General features: G+C 74.3%; 16 protein-coding genes. 7 read left to right on the forward strand and 9 right to left on the reverse strand.

Going from position 1 to position 21,511, the window contains the following annotated elements:
* Positions 1–68: 68 nt before the first annotated feature.
* The 4 genes from fxsA (at position 69) to fxsT (ending at position 6,169) form a co-directional block, all read left to right on the forward strand.
* A complete protein-coding gene (fxsA, locus tag BM385_RS17430; protein ID WP_019433359.1) occupies positions 69–278 on the forward strand; it encodes an FxSxx-COOH cyclophane-containing RiPP peptide in 210 nt (69 codons plus the stop codon).
* 56 nt (positions 279–334) lie between these two features.
* Positions 335–1,492, forward strand: a complete 1,158-nt coding sequence (locus tag BM385_RS17435) for an FxsB family cyclophane-forming radical SAM/SPASM peptide maturase (protein WP_175543025.1) — start codon at positions 335–337, stop codon at positions 1,490–1,492.
* 223 nt (positions 1,493–1,715) lie between these two features.
* Positions 1,716–3,035, forward strand: coding sequence for an HEXXH motif domain-containing protein (locus BM385_RS17440; protein WP_019436052.1), 1,320 nt, complete (start codon positions 1,716–1,718; stop codon positions 3,033–3,035).
* A 101-nt stretch (positions 3,036–3,136) separates the two neighbouring features.
* Positions 3,137–6,169: an FxSxx-COOH system tetratricopeptide repeat protein gene (fxsT, locus tag BM385_RS17445; protein ID WP_093843602.1), complete on the forward strand. Its 3,033-nt coding sequence runs from the start codon at positions 3,137–3,139 to the stop codon at positions 6,167–6,169.
* Here the strand turns inward: fxsT and BM385_RS17450 are convergent.
* Complete coding sequence (locus tag BM385_RS17450; protein WP_037756713.1) at positions 6,166–7,128, reverse strand: MBL fold metallo-hydrolase; 963 nt, start codon at positions 7,126–7,128, stop codon at positions 6,166–6,168. The genes fxsT and BM385_RS17450 overlap by 4 nt on opposite strands.
* A 100-nt stretch (positions 7,129–7,228) precedes the next feature.
* Here BM385_RS17450 and BM385_RS17455 point away from each other — a divergent pair, with 100 nt between their 5' ends.
* A complete protein-coding gene (locus BM385_RS17455) occupies positions 7,229–8,212 on the forward strand; it encodes an AraC family transcriptional regulator (RefSeq protein ID WP_093843603.1) in 984 nt (327 codons plus the stop codon).
* Between the two features lie 85 nt (positions 8,213–8,297).
* Here the strand turns inward: BM385_RS17455 and BM385_RS17460 are convergent, their stop codons facing one another.
* The 5 genes from BM385_RS17460 to BM385_RS17480 all read right to left on the reverse strand — a co-directional run bounded on the left by BM385_RS17460 (position 8,298) and on the right by BM385_RS17480 (position 15,998).
* Positions 8,298–12,056: a multifunctional oxoglutarate decarboxylase/oxoglutarate dehydrogenase thiamine pyrophosphate-binding subunit/dihydrolipoyllysine-residue succinyltransferase subunit gene (locus BM385_RS17460; protein ID WP_093843604.1), complete on the reverse strand. Its 3,759-nt coding sequence runs from the start codon at positions 12,054–12,056 to the stop codon at positions 8,298–8,300.
* 289 nt (positions 12,057–12,345) lie between these two features.
* Positions 12,346–13,425 carry a HAMP domain-containing sensor histidine kinase gene (locus BM385_RS17465; RefSeq protein WP_019436047.1) on the reverse strand — a complete coding sequence of 360 codons (1,080 nt, stop codon included), beginning with the start codon at positions 13,423–13,425 and terminating at the stop codon, positions 12,346–12,348.
* Positions 13,426–13,429: 4 nt separating this feature from the next.
* Positions 13,430–14,302, reverse strand: a complete 873-nt coding sequence (locus tag BM385_RS17470) for a response regulator transcription factor (protein WP_019436046.1) — start codon at positions 14,300–14,302, stop codon at positions 13,430–13,432.
* Between the two features lie 120 nt (positions 14,303–14,422).
* Positions 14,423–15,145: a spermidine synthase family protein gene (locus BM385_RS17475; protein WP_093843605.1), complete on the reverse strand. Its 723-nt coding sequence runs from the start codon at positions 15,143–15,145 to the stop codon at positions 14,423–14,425.
* 49 nt (positions 15,146–15,194) lie between these two features.
* Positions 15,195–15,998, reverse strand: a complete 804-nt coding sequence (locus tag BM385_RS17480) for a protein phosphatase 2C domain-containing protein (protein WP_093843606.1) — start codon at positions 15,996–15,998, stop codon at positions 15,195–15,197.
* 323 nt (positions 15,999–16,321) lie between these two features.
* Between BM385_RS17480 and BM385_RS17485 the strand changes: the two genes are divergently transcribed.
* Both BM385_RS17485 and BM385_RS17490 read left to right on the forward strand, forming a co-directional pair.
* Positions 16,322–18,745, forward strand: a complete 2,424-nt coding sequence (locus tag BM385_RS17485) for a sensor histidine kinase (RefSeq protein ID WP_107407821.1) — start codon at positions 16,322–16,324, stop codon at positions 18,743–18,745.
* Positions 18,742–19,206: a roadblock/LC7 domain-containing protein gene (locus tag BM385_RS17490; protein ID WP_026047819.1), complete on the forward strand. Its 465-nt coding sequence runs from the start codon at positions 18,742–18,744 to the stop codon at positions 19,204–19,206. Before BM385_RS17485 ends, BM385_RS17490 begins: the two co-directional genes overlap by 4 nt.
* Before the next feature lie 7 nt (positions 19,207–19,213).
* On the opposite strand, the gene BM385_RS17495 is transcribed toward BM385_RS17490, so the two are convergent.
* From BM385_RS17495 to BM385_RS17505, 3 genes are all read right to left on the reverse strand, one after another.
* Positions 19,214–20,341, reverse strand: coding sequence for a C40 family peptidase (locus BM385_RS17495; RefSeq protein ID WP_093843608.1), 1,128 nt, complete (start codon positions 20,339–20,341; stop codon positions 19,214–19,216).
* A 76-nt stretch (positions 20,342–20,417) separates the two neighbouring features.
* Entirely contained in the window at positions 20,418–20,696 is a 279-nt protein-coding gene (locus BM385_RS17500; RefSeq protein ID WP_093843609.1) for a DUF8847 domain-containing protein, read from the reverse strand.
* A gap of 31 nt (positions 20,697–20,727) precedes the next feature.
* Positions 20,728–21,264 carry a CHAP domain-containing protein gene (locus BM385_RS17505; RefSeq protein ID WP_093843610.1) on the reverse strand — a complete coding sequence of 179 codons (537 nt, stop codon included), beginning with the start codon at positions 21,262–21,264 and terminating at the stop codon, positions 20,728–20,730.
* Between the last annotated feature and the right edge of the window lie 247 nt (positions 21,265–21,511).

The following is a 21,511-nucleotide window of genomic DNA, read 5'->3' on the forward strand; positions in this document are numbered from 1 at the left end:
GCCGGTCGACGAGGGGGACCGACGTGGGTCGACCGGGCGGATGACCGCACAGAAGTGGTGGGACGACGATGTGCTCCGACAAATCAGCCGGTGCCACCGGGCTGCCCGAACTCCCCGATCTGCTCACGCTCGGCCTGTCCGACCTGCGCGCCCTCGACCATCCGGTGCTCAGTGAGGTGCTGGCGGAGCTGCGGGCCCGGGTGAGCGGCGGGCCGGCGGTGACCCTGTGGACCTTCGACGAGTTCGCGCCCGGTGACGAGTCCGGAGGGGTCGCGTGAACCAGCGGATTTCGGCCCCGGTGGGCCGGGAACCGGACGGGTTCGCGCCGTGGCCGCTGACGGGATTCGCCGCCGGTGCCGTACGGCCGGTGCCGTTCGACCAGTTCGTGGTGAAGATCCACAGCCGGTGCAATCTGGCGTGCCGCTACTGCTACATGTACTTCGCGGCCGACGGCGGCTGGCGGCGGCAGCCGGTGACGGCCGCGCCCCGGGTGCTGGAGCGTGCGGCGTCGCGCATCGCCGAGCACGCGGCGGCGCACCGGCTGCCGGAGATCTCCGTGGTGCTGCACGGCGGCGAGCCGCTGCTGGCCGGGACGGCCACGCTGGCCGGCTTCGTGGCCCGGGTGCGGGAGCTGGTGCCGGAGGGCTGCACGGTACGGGCCGGGGTGCAGACCAACGGCACCCTGCTGACCGGGGAGCGGCTGCGGGAGCTGGCGCGCGCCGGGATCGCGGTCGGCCTGTCCCTGGACGGCGGGCTCGCCGAGCACAACGCACGGCGCACGGACCACGCCGGGCGCCCCGCCTGGCCCGGCATCCGCCGCGCCGCCGCCCTGCTGGCCGGCCCGTACCGGCACGTGTACGGCGGCGTGCTGTGCGTCGTCGACCCGGCCACCGACCCGGAGCGGGTGTACACCTCGCTGCTCGGCCTCGACCCGCCCGCCGTCAACTTCCTGCTGCCGCACGGCACCTGGACCACCCCGCCGCCCGGCCTCCCCGCGGACGGCACGGCCACCCCGTACGGCGACTGGCTGGCCGCCGTGTTCGACCTGTGGTGGGACGCGGGGCGGCGGCGGACCCGGGTGCGGCTGTTCCAGGAGGCGATCGCCCTGCTGCTCGGCGCCCCGGCCGCCACCGAGGCGCTGGGGCTGCGGCCGGTCAGCGCGGTGGTGATCGAGACCGACGGCGCCATCGAGCAGCTGGACGCGCTCAAGACCGCCTACGAGGGCGCCGCCGCCACCGGCCTGGACATCCACCACCACCCGCTGGACGCCGCCCTGGCCCACCCCGGCATCGCCGCCCGCCAGGCGGGCCGCGCCGCACTCAGCGCCACCTGCCTGGCCTGCCCGCTGGCCGAGGTCTGCGGCGGCGGCAACTACGCCCACCGCTACCGGGCGGGCGAGGGCTTCCGCAACCCGTCGGTCTACTGCGCCGACCTGCGCCGCCTCCTGCACCACATCGCCCGCCGGGTCGCCGCCGCGGCGGTGCCCGCTTGAGCGGGCCGGCCCCGCCCGCCGCCCGCGCCTGCGCCGGGCCGGGGCCTGGGCCTGGGCCGGGTCCTGGGCCGGGCCCTGGCCCGGGTGGGTCCGCCCCGCCCGGACGGGGCGGCGCGCCACGGCTCATCCCGCGCGTGGCCCGCGCCCGCGCCGTGCCCCGGCCGGGCGCCGGCCCCGCCGCGGCCCGGCGGTCCGGGTGGCGGGCCGGGGCGGGGTGGTGAGCGTGACGGGCGCGGTGCTCTCCGACGCCGAGGTGCGGGAGCTGGGCAGCACCGAGGCCGGCGCCGGGGCCCTCGCGGTCCTCGCCGACGGTGCGCACACCCGGCGGCTGCTGCTCTTCCGGGTACTGCTCGACGCGCTGGACTCCGGCGGACTGCCGCCCGCGCAGCGGGCCGCCGCCCGCGAGCACGGGGCGCTGCTGGAGGCCGCCGACCGGGCCGCGCCCGGCCAGGCCCGCCGGGTGATGTTCTATCCGCTCACCGGGCCGTGGGCCGAGAACTGCGTCCGCCAGCTCGACCGGGGCGCCCCCGACCACCGCGACATCGGCCACCTCGGCCCGGTCGCCGCCGCCGCTGCCGCCCGCGCCGGGCTCGGCTTCCGCACCCGCGTCACCCCGCACCGCGACGGCATCGCGCTGCCCACCCTCGGCCTGCTGCGGCACAGCGGCCCCGCCCGCGCCGCCGAACTGCACGGCAGCGGCGACCGGCTCGTCATCCGCCCATCCGGCGGGCCCGCCGCCGAACTGCGCCGCACCGCCGCCGGCCGCTGGTCCTCCCGCGATCCGCGCTGGTCCCCGCTGCCCACCCTGGCCGGCGGCCCGCGCCCCGTCCTCCTGGACGATCTCGACCCCTGCCGCGTCACCCCCGGCGCCGCCACCCCCGCCGGGCCCCCGCAGCAGCGCGCCCACTGGCAGGCCATGTGGCGCCGGGCGCTGCCGCTGCTCCGGCTGGGCGGCGCCGCGCGGGCCGCCGAACTGGCCCTCCTGGACTGTGTCGTCCCGCTCCCCGGCCCCACCGCCACCGGACGCCACACCAGCCACACTCGGGACGGGGCGTTCGGCGCGGTCCTCGCCAGCCCGCCGCCCAGCCCCGAACTGTTCGCCGCCGGGCTCGTCCACGAACTCCAGCACGCCAAACTCGCCGCGCTGCACGATCTGCTCCCGCTGCACACCGCCGGGCCCGCCCCCCGCCACTGGGCCCCCTGGCGCCCCGACCCGCGCCCCTTCGACGGCCTGCTGCACGGCGCCTACGCGCACCTCGCCCTCGCCGCCCTCTGGCAGCGCCTGGCCCTCACCCGCGAGGACCCCGTCGCCCGCGACGACGCCTGGGCCGCCCACGCCCGGTGCGCCGCGCAGGTCGGTGCCGTCCTTCCCGCCCTGCGCGGCGCACGCCCCCTCACCGACGCCGGGCGCGCCTTCGTCAAGGCCATGACCGCCCGTCACTCCCGGCTCGCCGACCACCCGCCGCCCCCCGAACACCGGGTGCGGGCGGCCGCGTACGTCGACACGGCGCGCTCGCTGTGGCACCGCCATCACCCGCCCTGACACGCCGTAGCGGTTAGCCTGAACACCACAAGCATCTGACGGGCCGCCAGGGGAGAAGGCGCGGTACGGGGGTCCGTTCCACAACGAAGGGGAGCTGTCGGATGGCCGGACTGCGCAGGACCACACCCGCCGAGCGGCAGAGGATCACCATCAGCTTCGCCGGGTTCAACCGGCCCTGGGCCGCCTGGATCGCCGACCGGCTGGAGCAGCACGGCTGCGACGTCGCCCTCCAGCGCTGGGACCCGGCCACCGAGATCCCGCTGGTGGAGGCGCTCAGCGACCTGCTGCTCACCGAGGGCCGGGTGCTGGTGATCCTCAGCGACTGGTACTTCCAGATGGGCCCGCGTTCCACCGAGGAGTGGAACCAGGCACTGCGCGCCGTGGTGGCGCCCAACCAGCGCAGGTTCGCCGCCGTCTCCGTCACCTCCGCCGCGCTGCCGCCCGCCGTCGCGGCGTTCGGCGGCGCCGCGGAACTGTGGGGCGTCGGCGCCCGCGAGGCGCACCGCCGGCTCTCCCACCTGCTCGGCCTGGACGGCCGGGAAGCCGACTCCTCCACCACCGTCGGCCTGCGCTCCGGCGCCCGCTTCCCCTACGACCAGCCGCGCGTGTGGGGCGGCGTGCCGCGCCGCAACATCCGCTTCACCGGCCGCGAGACCACCCTCCAGACCGTCTACCAGCGGCTGTCGGAGGCCGACCCCGGCACCGCCGTGGTCACCCTGCTCGGCATGTCGGGCGTCGGCAAGACCCAGGCAGCGGCCGAGTACGTGCACCGCTTCGGCTCCGCCTACGACGTGGTGTGGTGGGTCCCGGCCGACACCCGCGGCACGCTGCGCCAGCGCCTGGCCGAACTCGCCCCCGCGCTCGGCCTCACCACCGGCATCGAGTACGGCGAACGGCTGCGCGCCGTGCGCGACGCGCTGCGCCGCGGCGACCCGTACGCGCGCTGGCTGCTGGTGCTGGACGGCGCGGACGACCCCGGCGCCATCGCCGACCTGGTGCCCACCGGTACCGGGCATGTCCTCATCACCTCGCAGAACCGGGAGTGGGGCGAGCACAACACCACCCTGTGGGAGGTCCCGGTCTACGACCGCGACGAATCCATCGCCTTCGTCCGCCGCCGCGCCCGCCGGATCAGCACCACCGAGGCCGACGCGCTCGCCGAGGCCCTCGAAGACCTGCCGCTCGCCCTCGACCAGACCGCCGGCGCCCTGTCCGACTCGCCGATGCCGGTCACCGAGTACATCGAACTGCTGCGCTCCGGCGCCGACATCGAGATGGGCCTGCGCGTCTCGACGGCCTTCCCGATGACGTACCTGACGGCGTTCTCGATAGTGCTGAACCGGCTGCGCGAGACCGAGCCCGCCGCCGTGGACCTGCTGCGGCTGTGCGCCTGGTTCGCGCCGGGGCCGGTACCGCTGCGGCTGCTGCGCGACGTCCCCGCCCGCGATCTGCCTGAACGCCTCGCCCACCTCATCGACAACCCGCTGCTGTGGAACGCCGCGCTCAGCAAGCTGGTGCAGTACTCCGTCATCCGCCCCGACGACCCCGGCGACGGCGACGGCGAAGGTAGCGGCCGGCACGGCCAGGACGGCCCGGTGCCCGACACCGAGACCATCCATCTGCACCGCATGGTCCACCAGGCGGTACGCGCCGGCATGTCCGAGGCCGACAGCGACACCTTCTCCCGGGTGGTGCGCCGCGCGCTGGCCGCCGCCGACCCGCGCCGCCCCGACGACACCCGGCTGTGGTCGCGGTACGCCGAACTCGTCCCGCACCTGGAGGCGTCGGGCGCGCTGCGCAGCACCCACCCGGAGACCCGCCGGCTCGTCTTCAACTCCCTCACCTACCTGTACCGCTCCGGCGAGTACCGTGCCGGCATCCAGCTCGCCGAGGCCGCGGACGCCGCCTGGCGCGAGGTGTACGGCGAGGACGACCCGCTGCTGTGGGAGCTGGCCTCGCAGCACACCACGCTGCTGCGCGCGGTCGGCGAGTACACCCGCACCGAGCGGATGAACCGGGAGATCATCGACAAACTGGGCGCCGTCCGCGGCCCGAAGGACCTGGTGGTGGTGCGCGCGCACGGCGGACTCGCCGCCGATCTGCGGGGCCTGGGCCAGTACGAGGAGGCGCTGCTCCAGGACCGCCGGGCCCTGGAGCTGTACCAGGAACTGGTCGGCGACGGGGACGTGCGCACCCTCAACACCCGCAACAACATCGCCGTCACACTCCGGCTGCTCGGCCGCTACGCCGAGGCGCTCGAACTCGACCGCAAAACCCTGGAGATGCGCCGCGAGGTGCTGCGCTCCCGCAACCCCTGGACGCTCTCCTCCGAGCTGAGCTGCGCCCTGGACCTGCGGCTGCTGGGCCGCTACGAGGAGGCGCTGTCCCTTCAGGAACGCAACGTCGAATCGCACCGGCTGGTGCTGGGCCCGGACAACCCGCGCACCCTCACCACCGAGCTGAACCTGGCCCTGTGCCAGCACCGCACCGGCGACCGGGCCGGCTCCCGGGCGCTGCTGGCCCGGCTGCTGGAGCGCACCGAGGCGGTGCTGGGCGAGGAGGCGCCGCTGCATCTGAAGGTCGCCACCGACTTCTCCTTCGTGCACCGCGAGACGGGCGACCTCGACCAGGCGCGCGAGATCGGCGAGTTCGCGCTGGGCAGCTACCGCAGGCTGCTGGGCGACCGGCACCCGTACACCATCGGCGCGGGCGCCAACCACGCGCTGGTGCTGCGGGTGGTGGGGGAGCGGCGCGAGGCGCAGTGGCTCATCGAGCGCAGCCTGGAGGAGATGACGGCCGTCCTGGGCCCCGATCATCCCTGGACGCTGGGCATCGCGCTGAACACGGCCGTCGGCCGGAATCTGGAGGACGACCTGGAGCGGGCCGCCGAGCTGAGCCGGGACACCGTCCGCCGGGCCGCCGCCGCGCTCGGCCACGAGCACCCGCTCACCCTCACCTGCCAGCTGGCCCTCGCCTCCGACCTGCGCGGGCTGCGCCACCGGCAGGAGGCGGACCAGGTGGAGGAGGCGGCGCTGAACGGGCTGATCGCCTCGCTCGGCACCCACCACACGCACACCGTGGCGGCCCGCTCCCGCTCCCGCGTGCACTGGGACTTCGAGCCGCTGCTGCCCTAACCGGCACCGGCGCCCGCACCGGCACCGGGCGCCCGCACCGCGGCCCAGCCGCCGGCCCAGGGGCCGAGAGCGAAGCCGCCGCCGGGCGCCCGGCGCACCTCCACGGCGCCCGGCCCACCGAAGTGCGCCGGTATCAGCAACTCCCCGGTGCCGGCCGCCCGCTCCAGGACACGGCGGCGGCCGGCCACCGCCCGTACCGGATCCAGGCAGGCACCGCTGTTGGCGTCCGGCCGCAGGATCTGCACCGGGCTGTGCACCAGATCGCCCACGAACACCGCCCGGGCGCCCCCGGAGACGAGTCGCAGCACGGACGATCCGGGGGTGTGGCCCGGGACCGACTCCAGAGTGAGCCGGGCGTCGATCCGGTGGCTCCCCTCCCACAGCTCCACCACCCCCGCCCGGTGCAGCGGTGCGACGCTGTCCTCGTAGACCAGCCGGTCCGCCGGATCGCGTCCCTGCCCGTACCCGCCTGCCGGCCCGAAGTGGGCGTCGTCGGCGGCCGGGAGGAGGTACCGGGCGCGCGGGAACATCGGAACCCACTCCCCGTCCCGCTCGACCGTGTTCCAGCCGACGTGATCGACATGCAGATGCGTGTTGACGACGACATCGACGTCGCGCGGGTGCACCCCGGCCCGCGCCAGCAGCGCGGGGAAGTCGCCCGCGCACCGGTGGAACGGGGGCATCCCCGGCCGCTCGCGTCCGTTGCCCGCCCCGGTGTCCACCACGACGGTCGGCCCGGCGCCGCGCAGCACCCAGGTCTGGAGCGCGAGCACCGCCCGGCCGCTGACCGGATCCCAGTGGTCCGGCGCCAGCCAGTGGGCGTTCTCCCGCCACACCCCGGCCCCGGCCCCCGGGACGAGCCCGGTGGCCGGGGCGAACGGCCGGTGCCACTCGACGATCCGGATCACCTCCACCTCGCCCAGCGTCATGCTCTCCACCCATCCGCTGTCCTCTGTCATGCTCCGAGCCTAGGAACGCCGGATGACACACTCCATGCGTCAACGGCTCAACCGGATACGCATCCGGCTCACGGATGCGGCGGGTGGATATCCTGTGCCGATGGATGTGGTGAGCGACGCGATCTCCGCCGTCCACCTGGGGCACCCGTCCTCCCACCGGGTGCGGGCGGCCGGCGCCTGGAGCGCGCGCTCCGAGCCGTACGACGGCGCGGCCTGCTACGTGGTGCTGAGCGGCGGCTGCCGGCTGCTGCCCGACGGCGGGGCCCCGGTGCAACTCGGTGCGGGCGACGCGGTGCTGCTGCCGCACGGCACCGGCCACGTGATCACCGGCACGGCGGCCGGCCCGGCCGGCTCGCGCACCGCGGCGGTGCCCTTCGCACGGTGGCTCGCGACGGCGGAACCGGCCACCGGGCCCGTCCGCCCCGGCTCCGGTGACGGCGGGACGGAACTGCTGTGCGGCACGTACTGGCTGGACTGCTCCGGTCTGCATCCGCTCCTGCGGGAACTGCCGGACGTCGTCCACCTGCCCGCCCGGGTGGGCGGACACCCCGAACTGCGCGCCGCCATCGACCTGCTCGCCGGTGAGCTGGACACGCGGCGGCCCGGCTCCTGCGCCGCCCTGCCGAGCCTGCTCGATCTCCTGCTCGTCTACCTGGTCCGCGCCTGGCTGACCGAGGCCACCGGCGACCGGTGGCCCCGCGCCCTGGGCGACCCGGTGACGGCCGCCGCCCTGCGGGCGCTGCACGCCGACCCGGCCGCGCCGTGGAGCACCGAGCGCCTGGCCCGGGAGGCGGGCGTCTCCCGGGCCACCCTGACGCGCCGGTTCACCGCCCTGGTCGGCCGTCCCCCGATGGGCTACCTCACCTGGTGGCGGCTGATCCTCGCCGCCACCAGGCTCCGCGACACCACCGACACCCTGGCCGCCGTCGCCGGCCACGTCGGCTACGGCAGCCCGTACGCGCTCTCGCACGCCTTCGCCCGGGAGTTCGGCACCACCCCGGGGCGGTACCGGGTACGGGCCGCCGAGCGCGCCACCACCCTGGCCCGGCCCCGCCCGGAGCCCGGCAGCGGCCACCCCCGCTGAACCGCCCGGCGGGCGCCCCCACGGAAACGGCGCCCGCCCCCCGGCAAGGGGGACGGGCGCCGCTTCGTGCGATCGCGGGGCCTTCCTACAGCTCGAAGACCTCGTTGATCAGGGTCTGCTGCTCGACCTGGTGCCGCTTGGCCGAACCCACCGCCGGCGAGGACGACGCCGGACGCGACACCCGCCGCAGCCGGTTGGCGTCCGCCACCGGCTTCGAGCCGATGATCAGCTGGAGGTGGTCGACCAGGTTGAGCGCGATGAACGGCCACGCGCCCTGGTTGGCCGGCTCCTCCTGCGCCCACACATAGGTGGCCGCGTTGCGGTACCGGGCGATCTCGGTACGGATCTCCTCCGTCGGCAGCGGGTACAGCCGCTCAAGACGGATGATCGCCGTGTCCGTGACCCCGCGCTTGGCGCGCTCCGCCTCCAGGTCGTAGTAGACCTTCCCGGAGCAGAACACCACCTTGCGCACCTGGTCCGGGTCCACCGTGGTGTCACCGATCAGCGGCCGGAAGCCACCGGTGGTGAACTCCTCCGCCTTCGAGGCCGCCGCCTTCAGCCGCAGCATCGACTTCGGCGTGAAGACCACCAGCGGCTTGTGGTGCGGGTTGTGCACCTGCCAGCGCAGCAGGTGGAAGTAGTTCGACGGCAGGGTGGGCGCCGCGACCGTCATGTTGTTCTGCGCGCACAGCTGGAGGAAGCGCTCGATCCGGGCCGAGGAGTGGTCCGGGCCCTGGCCCTCGTAGCCGTGCGGCAGCAGCAGGGTGACGCCGGAGGTCTGGCCCCACTTCTGCTCCGCCGAGGAGATGAACTCGTCGATGACGGTCGAGGCACCGTTGGCGAAGTCGCCGAACTGCGCCTCCCACATCACCAGGGAGTCCGGGCGGGCCAGCGAGTAGCCGTACTCGAAGCCCATCGCCGCGTACTCGCTCAGCAGCGAGTCGTAGACGTTGAACCGGGCCTGGTCCTCGCTCAGGTACAGCAGCGGGGTGTAGTCCTCGCCGGTGTTCCGGTCGATGAGCACCGCGTGCCGCTGGCCGAAGGTGCCGCGCCGGGAGTCCTGGCCGGCGAGCCGGACGGTGGTGCCCTCCATCAGCAGCGAGCCGATCGCGAGCAGTTCGCCCATCGCCCAGTCGATCGTCCCCTCCTCGACCATCGCCGCGCGGCGCTGCATCTGCGGCAGCAGCCGGGGGTGGACGGTGATCCGCTCGGGGATGTTGACCTGCGACTCGGCGATCCGCTTGACGACCTCGGCGGAGACCGCGGTCTCCACCGCCACCGGGAACTCCGCCTGCGGGGCGGGCACCTCGGCCGGGGCCGGGGAACCGGTGGCCTCGCGGACCTCCTTGAAGACCTTCTCCAGCTGGCCCTGGAAGTCCTGGAGCGCCTGCTCGGCCTCCTCCAGGGTGATGTCGCCCCGGCCGATCAGCGACTCGGTGTACAGCTTGCGCACCGAGCGCTTCTTGTCGATCAGGTCGTACATCAGCGGCTGGGTGAAGGACGGGTTGTCCGTCTCGTTGTGGCCGCGGCGCCGGTAGCAGACGAGGTCGATGACGACGTCCTTGTTGAACGCCTGCCGGTACTCGAAGGCCAGGCGCGCCACCCGGCACACCGCCTCCGGGTCGTCGCCGTTGACGTGGAAGATCGGGGCCTCGATCATCCGCGCCACGTCGGTGCAGTACATCGAGGAGCGGGCGGCGGCGGCCGTCGCCGTGTACCCGACCTGGTTGTTGATGACGATGTGCACGGTGCCGCCGGTGCGGTAGCCGCGCAGCTGCGACATGTTGAGGGTCTCGGCGACCACGCCCTGGCCGGCGAACGCCGCGTCACCGTGGATGAGGATCGGCAGGACGGTGAAGTCCTTGCCGCCCTTGCCGATGATGTCCTGCTTGGCGCGGGCGACACCCTCGACGATCGGGTCCACCGCCTCCAGGTGGGAGGGGTTGGCGGCCAGCGAGACGGTGATCTGCTCACCGGAGAGACCGGTGAAGGTGCCCTCGGTGCCCAGGTGGTACTTCACGTCGCCGGAGCCGTGCATCGACTTCGGGTCGAGGTTGCCCTCGAACTCCCGGAAGATCTGCGCGTAGGACTTGCCGACGACGTTGGCCAGCACGTTCAGCCGGCCGCGGTGCGCCATGCCGATGACGGCCTCGTCCAGCGAGGCGGCGGCGGCCTCGTCCAGCACGGAGTCGAGCAGCGGGATGACGGTCTCGCCGCCCTCCAGCGAGAACCGCTTCTGGCCGACGTACTTGGTCTGAAGGAACGTTTCGAACGCCTCGGAGGCGTTCAGCCGGCGCAGGATGCGCAGCTGCTCCTCGCGCTCGGGCGGGGTGTGCCCGCGCTCGACGCGGTCCTGGATCCACTTGCGCTCCTTGGGATCCTGGATGTGCATGTACTCGATGCCGGTGGTGCGGCAGTACGAGTCGCGGAGCACGCCGAGGATGTCGCGCAGCGTCATCATGGACTTGCCGGCGAAGCCGCCGACCGCGAACTCCCGCTCCAGGTCCCACAGGGTGAGGCCGTGCTCGGTGATGTCCAGGTCGGGGTGCTTGCGCTGCTTGTACTCCAGCGGGTCGGTGTCGGCCATGAGGTGGCCGCGCACCCGGTAGGAGTGGATCAGGTCGAACACCCGGGCGGCCTTGGTGACTTCGTCGTCGTGGTTGACGTCGATGTCCTGGTGCCAGCGGACGGGCTCGTACGGGATCCGCAGCGCCTCGAAGATGTCGTCGTAGAAGTTGTGCTGGCCGAGCAGCAGCTGGGAGATCTGCCGCAGGAACTCGCCGGAGGCCGCACCCTGGATGACGCGGTGGTCGTAGGTGCTGGTGAGGGTCATCACCTTGGAGATGCCCAGGCGGTTCAGGGTGGCCTGCGAGGACCCCTGGAACTCCGCCGGGTACTCCATGGCGCCGACGCCCAGGATGACGCCCTGGCCGGGCATCAGACGCGGCACCGAGTGCACGGTGCCGATGCCGCCGGGGTTGGTCAGGGAGGCGGTGACGCCGGAGAAGTCCTCCATCGTCAGCTTCCCGGAGCGGGCGCGGCGCACGATGTCCTCGTACGCCTGCCAGAACTCGAAGAAGGTGAGCGTCTCGGCCTTCTTGATGCCGGCCACCACGAGCTGCCGGTCACCGTTGGGCTTGACCAGGTCGATGGCGAGCCCGAGGTTGACGTGCTCGGGCTTGACGAGGGTCGGCTTGCCGTCCTTCTCCTGGTAGGAGTGGTTGATGGCCGGCATCGCCTTCAGCGCCTGCACCATGGCGTAGCCGATGAGGTGCGTGAAGGAGACCTTGCCGCCGCGGGCGCGCTTGAGGTGGTTGTTGATGACGATGCGGTTGTCGAACAGCAGCTTCACCGGAACCGCGCGCACGGAGGTGGCGGTGGGCAGGTCGCGGGAGGCGTTCATGTTCTTCGCGACCGCCGCGGCCGGACCGCGCAGCGTGATCAGCTCGGGGCCCCCGGACACCTCCTCGGCGGGGGCCTTCGCCTTCGCCGGGGCGGGCGCCGCCTTGGCCGCCGGCGCCGGCTGTGCGGCCGGTGCCGGAGCCTGGGCGGCGGCCGGAGCCGGTGCCGCGGCGGGCGCGGGCGCCGCGGGGGCCTGACCCGCACGCGCCGGCGGAGCCTTCTCGGGGGCGGGCGGACCGTCCCCCGTCTGCTTGGCCTGGCCCGGCTTGTAGTCGGCGAAGAAGTCCCACCAGGCCCGGTCTACGGAATTGGGGTCCTGGAGGTACTGCTGGTAGATCTCGTCGACGAGCCATTCGTTGGCACCGAAGCCGGCGGCAGGGCTCTTCTGAGATCCGGCTTGTTCGGTCTCGACACCCGAGGTGTCCGTGGACTGTGGCGACACGGCGGCAACCGCCCTCTTCCGCTTCGCAAGGTAATGGACAGCGGGAATCAAGGCTACGCCTGTCGACCCCTCCTCCGCAGTCCTGTGGGGCCAGCAGTCGCGTACGTCACATTCCCGGTCGGGTTTCGGCACTCGATTGTGCGGGAATCGAACCGAGTTCGGCACGATCCGGGAACGACAAAGCAACGGCTGCCGCGGCGGCGCGGTCCGTTTCCGGGACGGAGCCGCCGCACCCCACCCGACCTGCGGCCGGTGGGTCCGGGCTGCTCCGCCCGTGGGCGAGCCTACGTCAACCCTTTACCTGGCTATTACCCGGGAGAGTGAGCCGGATGCGACAACCGCGTATGGATTCGGCCACACCGATCGTCCCACCGTGCAGATCCACCGCCCAGCGGGCGATCGCCAGCCCCAGACCCGTCCCGCCGTCACGCTGCGTGACGCCGTTGGTGCCGCGTCCGAACCGCTCGAAGACCAGATCCCGCTGGGCCGGCGGAATCCCCGGGCCCTCGTCCAGCACCTCCAGCACCAGGGAGTCCGCCGCGATCCCCGGCCGGGCCAGCACCGTCACCGTGCCGTCGCGCGGGCTGTGCTTGACGGCGTTGTCCACCAGATTGGTCACCACCTGATCCAGCCGCTCCGGATCGGCGTGCGTGTGCAGCCCCGGCGTCACGTCCAGCCGCAGCCGGACATCCGTACGGGAATGACCGCGCCCCAGCGCCATGTGCGCGCCGTCCAGCACCGCGCTCAGATACGGCTCCACCTGGAAGCGGCGGGGCGACAGCGGTACCACCCCGTTCTCCAGCCGGGACAGGTCCAGCAGCTGCTCCACCAGCCGGCCGAGCCGCTCCGTCTGCCGCAGCGCGGTGGCCATGGTCTGCGGATCGGCCTCCGAGACCCCGTCCACCACGTTCTCCAGGACGGCGCGCAGCCCCGCGATGGGGGTGCGCAGCTCGTGCGAGACGTTGGCGACCAGCTCCTTGCGGTGCCGGTCCACGGCCTGGAGGTCGGCGGCCATCCGGTTGAAGGCGTCCGCGAGGTCGCCGAGCTCGTCGCGCCGGGCCACGTGCACGCGTCGCCCGTAGTCGCCGCGCGCCATCGCCCGCGAGGCGGCCGTCATCTCCAGCAGCGGAGCGGCCAGCGAGTGCGCCACGAACTGGGTGACCAGCAGCGAGGCGATGATCGCGATGATGGCGATGACCTGCAGCTCGATGTCCGAGCGGTAGGCCATCAGGATCAGCACCGTGGTGATGCCGACCGAGACGATCACCAGCCAGCCGAGCGCGGCCTTCACCGAGCGGTACGGGTCCAGCGGGCGCAGCAGCGCCCAGGTGCGGCGGGAGAGCGGCACCCCGGGGGGCGGGTCGGGCACGGGCTCAGCCCTCGACGGGCGCCTGCCGGGCGACCGGGGGTTCCGCGGCGAAGCCGGGGGGAGTCTCCAGGGCGTACCCGACGCCGTGGACGGTGCGGATGCGCTCCGCGCCGATCTTCCTGCGGAGTGCCTTGACATGGCTGTCCACGGTACGGGTGCCGGAGGCGTCCGCCCAGTCCCAGACCTCGGCCAGCAGCTGCTCGCGGGTGAGCACCGCCCGGGGGGAGCGGGCCAGGCACATCAGCAGATCGAACTCGGTGGGCGTCAGGTGCACGTCCTTGCCGGCCGCCCGGACCCGGCGCTGGGTGCGGTCGATCTCCAGATCGCCCAGCCGCACGCTCCCGGGGCGCGGAGTGGTGGCGGCGACCGTGGCCCGCTCGACGCGGCGCAGCAGGACATGGGTGCGGGCGACCAGCTCGCGCATGGAGAACGGCTTGGTCATGTAGTCGTCGGCGCCGACGCCCAGACCCACCAGCATGTCGGTCTCGTCGTCCCGCGCGGTGAGCATGAGGACCGGCACCGGGCGCTGGGCCTGCACCCGGCGGCACACCTCAAGGCCGTCGAAGCCCGGCAGCATCACATCCAGGACCAGCAGGTCCGGGTGCCAGGACGCGGCGGTCTCCACGGCGGCGGGGCCGTCGGCGGCCGTCTGCACCAGGAAGCCCTCGGCGCGCAGCCGGGCGGCGATGGCCTCCACGATGGTCAGGTCGTCCTCGACCACCAGGACCCGGCGCTGGGCGCCCGGGGTGCTGGCGGTGGCCGCGCCGTGGCCCGTCGCGCGTTCGCGGATCTGCTCGTCCTGCTCCGGGGCTCCGCCGTCGTGCGCCGGGTCGCCGGAGGGCGTCCGGTCGGCCGCTCGGGTGTGTGTCTGGGTCATCTTCCGCCCCCGGAAAGGTCCGTTGCCGGCCGGCTGGTGCCGGCACTCGTCTGGGTGTGGCGCTCGTCGGGTGGAACGCTGGGTAGTACCTGCAGCGTAGAGCCCGCACCTGACATGGGGCTACGCGGATGGGCTGGCGTAATGATGGCTGGCGAGAAAGAGCACGTCGGGTACGCCCCGGGCAACCGGTATCTCTTCGGTGCGCACCGTGGTGAATCCGGCATCGCGCAGGTGTCGCTCGAATGCGGGCGAGGGCAGGGCGGACCAGATGACCAGGACGCCGCCGGGGGTGAGGGCGGCGCGGCAGGCGGCGAGTCCGGCGGGGGAGTAGAGGCCGGCGTTGTCGTCGGTGACGGTCCAGTCGGGGCCGTTGTCGATGTCCAGACACAGGGCGTCGTACCGGCCGGGCGAGGCGGACAGATGGCCGAGCAGCTCGGTGTGGAGCAGCGCGGTGCGCGGATCGTCGAGCGCGGCCCGGGTGAGCGGACGCAGCGGGCCGGTGCGGTGCCAGTCGATGACGGCGCTCTCCCGCTCGGCGACGGTGATGGAGCCCCAGCGCGGTGAGGCGGCGGCCTCGTCGAGGGAGAAGCCGACGCCGAGCCCGCCGATCAGCAGGGCGGGGGCGGCCGGTGGCGCGCCGGGCCCGGTGTCCAGGGCGGTGAGCGCGGCGCGGATCAGCAGCCGTTCGGAGCGGCCGTCCGAGGTGTCCATGAGGAACGTGCCGTTGGCGATGATCTGGAGGAGACCGCCGTGCCGCCGCAGCACCACTTCGCCGTACGGTCCGGTGCGGCGGTCCAGCACCAGGGGGCGGTCGTCGGGGTGGTCGTCACCGTGAACCGTCATGGTCACATCCTCGCGCAGCGGGCGGGCACCGGGAGCAGGCGGAGGGGCGTCAGCCGCCGGTCAGGGCGAGCAGGGCCGAGGCGTCGTCGTGGATCTTGCCCCGGGGGTGGACGGTGCCCGCCGGATCGGCCCGTTCGGCGGCGCGCACCCGGGCGATCAGGCCGTGCGGCCCCGCCTCCTCCAGGACGCCGAACAGCCGGGTCCAGTCGCCGAGCCGGAACACCTCCGTCCAGCGGCTCGCGCCGTCCGTCAGCGCCGCCAGCGCCCGTACCTCCGCCCGCGGCACCGTGCCGGTCACCGCCCGGTGCGCCACCGCCGGGTCGGCCGCCGCCGTGAAGAAGCCGCCGGGCGCGTTGCGCAGCCCCTCCACCCGGGCGGCCCGCCCACCGGGCGGCGCCGTGCGCGCCGCCGCCAGCACCTGCTCCAGCCGGTCGTCCAGCACCGGCCGCACGGTGCCGTCCTGATGGCGGATCAGCAGCACGGTGTCGCACAGCACCAGGTACTCGACGGTGTGCTCCGACCAGCGCGCGCAGACGACCGTGGCCTGCGGTGTGCGGGGGTGAGATAGTTCACACGTCGTGCGGTGGGAGGCGGCGGTGCGGGTGATGGCCCGTGCCAGACACTCCGAAAGCGGGACGTCCGTCAGGGAACCGGACAGCTCCAGCAATGCCCCGCCGAGCCGCGCCGTAAACCACGGGACCCCGTGCACGCAGCCGTCGTCACCGGCCGGCGGGGTCACCCCGTCCAGCAGTACCAGTGCTCCGCCGTGTCCGGAGGCCGGCTGCGCCGTCGCGCAGAAGTCCTCGTTGGGGTGGCCGGAATCCCCCGGTTCCGTTGCTGACTGAATGTACATGGCAATAGCCGTCCGTGGTCCCGGATTTGTCGGGGCATCCGATGTCATGGCCCGTTAAGTTTGGTGGCGCGCGCCGATCCTGTCAGGGCGGCCGGGGGAATTCCAGTCGAATCGTGCGTTGCCCTGGTGGGGCCTTATCCTCGGCTTGTCCACCGACCCCGGGTGTTGTTCACTCCTTCGGGTGGCCGGTTCAGGGACGCCGCCTTTCCGCCCGTCAGCGCTGGCAAGGTCGTGCTGACCGAACGCGGGACCGGCGTACCTCCGACGCGCTGGACCCCCCAGCCGGCCGCTCGCCGGACGCCAGGATGAGAATGCGAGCACAGGTGCGGAACACGACACTGCGCGATCCCGCCGAACCGGCAGCCCCCCGCGCCACCCGCAGACGGCGGGGCAGCCGGGTCCGCAGCCGGCTGCTGATCGGCGTGTTCCTCAGCGGCGTCGCCGTGCTCGGCGCGGGCGCCCCGATGGTCGTCTCCGCCGGCAACGACTACAAGGACGCGCAGCGCCTCGCCGAGGAGACCGCCGTCGCCGAGCGCGCCCTCACGCTCGCCCACACCCTGGCCGACGAGCGCGACACCCTCACCGCGGCGGTGGCCGCCGCGGCCGTCACCGGCAGCCGGCAGCCGCTCGACTCGGCCCTCAGCCCGGAGAACCGCGCCCGCGCCGACCGCAAGATCACCGAGCTGCGCGCCGAACTCCCGGCCGCCGCCCGGGATCCGCTCACCGACCTCATCCCGCTGCGCGACGCCGCGGTGGCCGGCGAGGCCGCCCCGGAGGAGATCAGCGCCGGCTACACCACGATGATCAGCGCCCTGGAGGGCCTGACCCGCGACACCACCCGCGCCACCCCGCCGGACGCCGCCGACCCCACCGCCGACGCGCTCCCCGACCTGATCCGCGCCACCGACTCCTCGGCCGCCACCCGCGGCCTGCTGCTGGCCGCCCTCGTCGGCACCGGCGAACAGCTGGAGCTGTCCCGGCTCGTGCACCTGGAGCGCGCCCGCGAGGAAGCGGCGCTGGCCGACTTCGCCGACCTCGCCGGGCCCAGCGCCCGGGACGCCTACGCGGAGGCCGTCGGCGGTGAGGAGAGCGACACCGCCGAGGAGTACCTGGCCGGCCTCGCCACCGGTACCGGCTTCACCGCGGCCGACCGCGCCCTGGACCGGGGCGACGTCCACGACGCCCTCGCCGCCCGCACCGCCGCCCAGCGCGCCGTGCTCGGCGAGCTGAGCACCGAGCACACCGCCCGGCTCGCCAAGGCCCGCGACAGCGAACTGATGGCGCTCCAGATCAAGTCCGGTGTGGTGCTGGCCGCCTTCACCCTGGTCCTGGTCGTCTCGGTGCAGACCGCGCGCTCGCTCACCCGCCCGCTGGCCGCCGTCCGGCTCGGCTCCAGCCGGGTCGCTGCCGACCCCACCACCCAGGAACCCGTCAAGTACGCGGGCCGCAACGACGAGTTCGCCGAGGTCGTCGCCGCCGTCAACGCGCTGCACGCGCGCGCCCTGGACCTGCACCAGCGCGCCCTGGAGGCGTCGCGGGACAGCGGCGGGCTGCGCGCCGAGCGCGACCGGCTGCTCGTCGAACAACAGGAGCTGGGCGCCCAGCTCCAGCAACTGCACGGCGCGGTGCACGGCATGTTCGCCGACCACGCCGAACGCATCCTCATCCTCGTCTCCGAACAGCTCGCCGTCCTGGAGGGGCTCGAGGAGCACGAGACCGACCCCGACCAGCTGGCCGTCCTGTTCTCCCTGGACCACCTGGCCGCCCGGGTGCGCCGGCACGGCGAGAACCTGCTGCTGCTGGCCGGCGCCGAGCCCGCCGTCCAGCCCACCGAGCCGATGCCGCTCATCGACGTCCTGCGGGCGGCGGTCAGCGAGATAGAGCGGTACGAGGTGGTCGAGACCACCCCGCCGCCGGCCGTGCGCATCATGGGCGTCGCCGCCCGCGACCTCAGCCACCTGCTCGCCGAACTGCTCGACAACGCCACCGCCTTCTCCCCGGCCGGTGCCCGGGTCCGGCTCACCGGCTGGTGCCCGGGCGCCGGGCAGGTGCTCACCCTGCACGTCGAGGACGAGGGCCCCGGGCTCTCCGAGCAGCGCATCGCCGAACTCAACGCCCGCCTGGGCGACTCCACCACCCCGCCGGCCGGCGCCGATCTCGGCCCCGGCATCGGCATGGGCCTGTACACCGTCGCCCGGCTCGCCGCCCGGCACGGCCTGGGCTGCTGGCTGCACGCCCGGCCCGGCGGCGGCACGGTCGCCGAGGTGATCGTCCCGGCCGCGCTGGTGGAGTCGACGCCCGCCGGGTACCCGCCCGTCGACGGCACCGGCGCCACCCCCACGGTGACGGGCACCCAGCCGGTGCCCACGGTCACGGCGCCCACCCAGGACGCGCCGGCCCCCGCCCCGGCACCAGCGGCTGGGGCGGCCCCGGCCGTCCAGGTGCCCGGCCAGCGGGACGCCACCACCCCCACGCCCCCCACCCCCAACCCTCAGGAACACACCCGGGCGGCGGACACCGCCGCCCCGGGCACCGGTTCCTGGACCCCGGAAACGACGGAGAACGGCCTGCCGGTGCGCACCCGGGGCGTCACCCCCGTAGGCTCCATGCCGGCGGCCGAATCCCCGGATCTCACACCGAACCGGGGCACGGACGCCGAGGAACTACGGCGGCGGCTCGGCGGCTTCCAGCGCGGCGCACGTGCCGGGCACCGGGACGCCGCCGCGGAGGAGGACGGTCGCGCATGACAACCCCGACAACCCCGATGAGCGATCTGCGCTGGCTGCTGACGCGGCTGGTCGAAGAGGTGCCCGGCATGCGCTCGGTGGCCGTGGTCTCGGCCGACGGCCTGCCGCTGCTCTCCAGCCAGCCCGACGCGGCGGCCCGCAGCGGCTACGCGGGCCCGTACGGCGCCACCGCCGATCTGGCCACCGTGGTCTCCGGGCTGGGCAGCCTCACCCGGGGCGCCGCCCAGCTCATGGAGGGCGGCGAGGTACGGCAGACCCTGGTCGCCATGGACGACGGCAGCCTGGTGGTGATGTCCATCAGCGACGGCTCGCTGCTCGGCGTCTACGCCGCACCCGACGCCGACATCAGCATGGTCACCTACCACATGGCCCGCTTCGTGGGCCGCGCCGGCCACCTGCTGACCCCTCAGCTGCGCGCCGAACTGCGGGCCGGCACCGCCCCCGGCCAGGCGGCCCGCTGACGCCCGCTCACGGATGGTCGTAGCCGCTGTCCTCGCCCTCGCTCGCCCAGTCGGGCAGCACCGGGGGAGTCCACGACGGCAGCGGCTCGGCCTCCGGATCGGGGCGCACCGCCCCCAGCGGCGGGTTCGCCGCCAGCGGTGACACCTTGACCGTCGCCCCCGGGCGCGGCGCGTGGATCACCATGCCGTCGCCCGCGTACAGGCCGACATGGGTCGCGTCCTCGAAGTACACCACCAGGTCCCCGGGCCGCAGCGCGTCCAGCGGCACCCGCTCCAGCCGCTCCCACTGCTGCTGCGAGGTGCGCGGAACCGGCCGCCCCGCGCCCAGCGCCCACGCCTGCATGGTCAGCCCCGAGCAGTCGAAGCTGTCCGGGCCCTCCGCGCCCCACGCGTACGGCTTGCCCAATTGCTCGATCGCGTACCCCAGTGCCCGCTCGCCCTCGGCGGACGGCGCCCGGGACAGCTCCGCACCGAGCGTGCCCTCCGCCAGCAACTGTTCCTGGGCGCGGGCCGTCCCGGTCCGCTCCAGTGCGCTCAGCTCGGCCAGCTCCGGCTCCGACAACCCGGCCAGCAAGGTCTCCACCTCATCCAGCCGCTCCGTCACCGCGTCGCGCTGCCGCTCGCGTTCCTCGGCCAGCTCCTGCTGCGCGTCCAGCGCCGCGCGCGCCTCGCCCGCCAGCTCGCCCTCGTGCCGCTCGCCGGTCTCCAGCCGCTCCAGCGCGGCTGCCGCCGACTCCGCCGCCCGCTCCAGCGCCGCCGCCCCGGCCAGCTCCCGGTCCGGGTCGGACCCCAGCAGCAGCCGCAGCGAGGCGGGCAGGATCAGCCCGCCGCCCCGGTACTGCTCGCGGGCGAGCGCGCCGATGGCGTCCCGGGTGGCGGCCAGCTCGGTCCGGGTGGCCGCCAGCCGCCGGGACAGTTCGGCGACCCGGTCGCGCTGCGCGGTCAGCCGCTCCTCGGTCGCGTTGTACGCGTCGGTGGCGGCCCCGGCCCGTTCGTACAGGGTGTGCAGCTCGGCGAGGAGCGCGGCGGTGCCCTGCGGCCCGGAGTCCACCGGCTCGGCGCGCGCGGCCGGGGCGGCGGCCAGGGTGAGGACGGCGAGCAGCAGGGCCGGCAGCCGGCGGGGCCTGGTGATCATGCCCCGATCATGGTCCGGACGGCCGGGCGCGGCCCGCCGGGCGCGTACGGGAGAGTGACGGGACGGTGACGCGCGGTCAGCTCCCGGAGGAGCGGCGCCGCCGCCAGGGCCAGTGCGGACCGGAGGACGCGCGGCCGTCCGGGTCGTACACGTACTTCCAGCCGCGCGGCACCCGCAGCCGTTTGGTGTACCCGGCGGCCTCCAGCCGGTAGACGTGCACGGTGGCCGGGCCGCCGTCCACGCCGGGCACCGGCACCTCGTACGTCTTCGGCGGCTTGCCGGTGGGCCCCAGCAGGATGGGCAGGGTCCGCCCGTCCAGGGGCCCACCGACGAACGCGGTCTCCTCGCTCTTCACACCGGCCAGTCTCCCAGCCGGGCCCGGCGGCTCAGAACCGCAGATAGCGGGTGGGCTCGGAGACCGGGATGGTGCGGACGTTCAGCCGGTTCGGCTGGTGGTTGTTGAAGGAGCCCCGCCAGTTGTACTCGTGCACCTGGACGGTGCCGTCCTTGTGCACCGCCGTCACATAGGCGACGTGCCCCTGGGGGCCGGCCCCGGCGTGGTGCGCCGCCCACTGCGCCACATCGCCCACCCGGGGCGAGGTCGTGGTGGTGCGCGGGGCCTTCCAGGCGCGGGCGTCCCCGAGGAAGTCGGGCGAGGCGCTGCGCGGGAGGCTGTCCGACCGTATCGCCCAGGCCGCGAACGACACACAGGACGCCCGGTAGTAGCCGTGACCGTCGGTGTGCCGGGGATTGTCACCCCGCCAGGGGTAGTGGAACGGATCGACGTCGGTTGCGGCCGATGCGGTGGCGGATGCGGCCATCGCGGTGGTGGCGGGGAACGCGGTGGCGCCGCCGGAGGCGAGCGCGGTGACCGCGAGGAGAACCGCCACCACCCGGCGAGTGGCCTTGCGGGGCTTGCGCATAGCGGATGACCTGCTCCTTTCCGGGTGGGGTGATGACCGTCACCACCCCTTCCCCCTGGCGGGCGCCGAAGCCTACCCTGCTGTTCATGTCCGCACCCGCCCGCACACTGCGCCTCGCGCTGTTCGCGATGTCGGCCTGGTGCGTTGACGACGGTCTGTGTAGCCGCTGACGCCCCGGCAGCCCTCAGCGCGCCCGCCTCCCGCTCCGCACGCTCCCCCCACCCCCTTGCGCGCGCCCCCGCCAGGG

It is taken from the genome of Streptomyces harbinensis (assembly GCF_900116145.1).
GTDB classification, from domain to species: Bacteria; Actinomycetota; Actinomycetes; order Streptomycetales; family Streptomycetaceae; genus Streptomyces; species Streptomyces carpaticus.

Bases quoted from the DNA above. Each gene is read 5' to 3' on its own strand.
- fxsA (WP_019433359.1), top strand. From the start codon at position 69: ATGTGCTCCGACAAATCAGCCGGTGCCACCGGGCTGCCCGAACTCCCC.
- fxsT (WP_093843602.1), top strand. From the start codon at position 3,137: ATGGCCGGACTGCGCAGGACCACACCCGCCGAGCGGCAGAGGATCACC.
- BM385_RS17450 (WP_037756713.1), bottom strand. From the start codon at position 7,128: ATGACAGAGGACAGCGGATGGGTGGAGAGCATGACGCTGGGCGAGGTG.
- BM385_RS17455 (WP_093843603.1), top strand. From the start codon at position 7,229: ATGGATGTGGTGAGCGACGCGATCTCCGCCGTCCACCTGGGGCACCCG.
- BM385_RS17470 (WP_019436046.1), bottom strand. From the start codon at position 14,302: ATGACCCAGACACACACCCGAGCGGCCGACCGGACGCCCTCCGGCGAC.
- BM385_RS17475 (WP_093843605.1), bottom strand. From the start codon at position 15,145: ATGACGGTTCACGGTGACGACCACCCCGACGACCGCCCCCTGGTGCTG.
- BM385_RS17480 (WP_093843606.1), bottom strand. From the start codon at position 15,998: ATGTACATTCAGTCAGCAACGGAACCGGGGGATTCCGGCCACCCCAAC.
- BM385_RS17490 (WP_026047819.1), top strand. From the start codon at position 18,742: ATGACAACCCCGACAACCCCGATGAGCGATCTGCGCTGGCTGCTGACG.
- BM385_RS17495 (WP_093843608.1), bottom strand. From the start codon at position 20,341: ATGATCACCAGGCCCCGCCGGCTGCCGGCCCTGCTGCTCGCCGTCCTC.
- BM385_RS17505 (WP_093843610.1), bottom strand. From the start codon at position 21,264: ATGCGCAAGCCCCGCAAGGCCACTCGCCGGGTGGTGGCGGTTCTCCTC.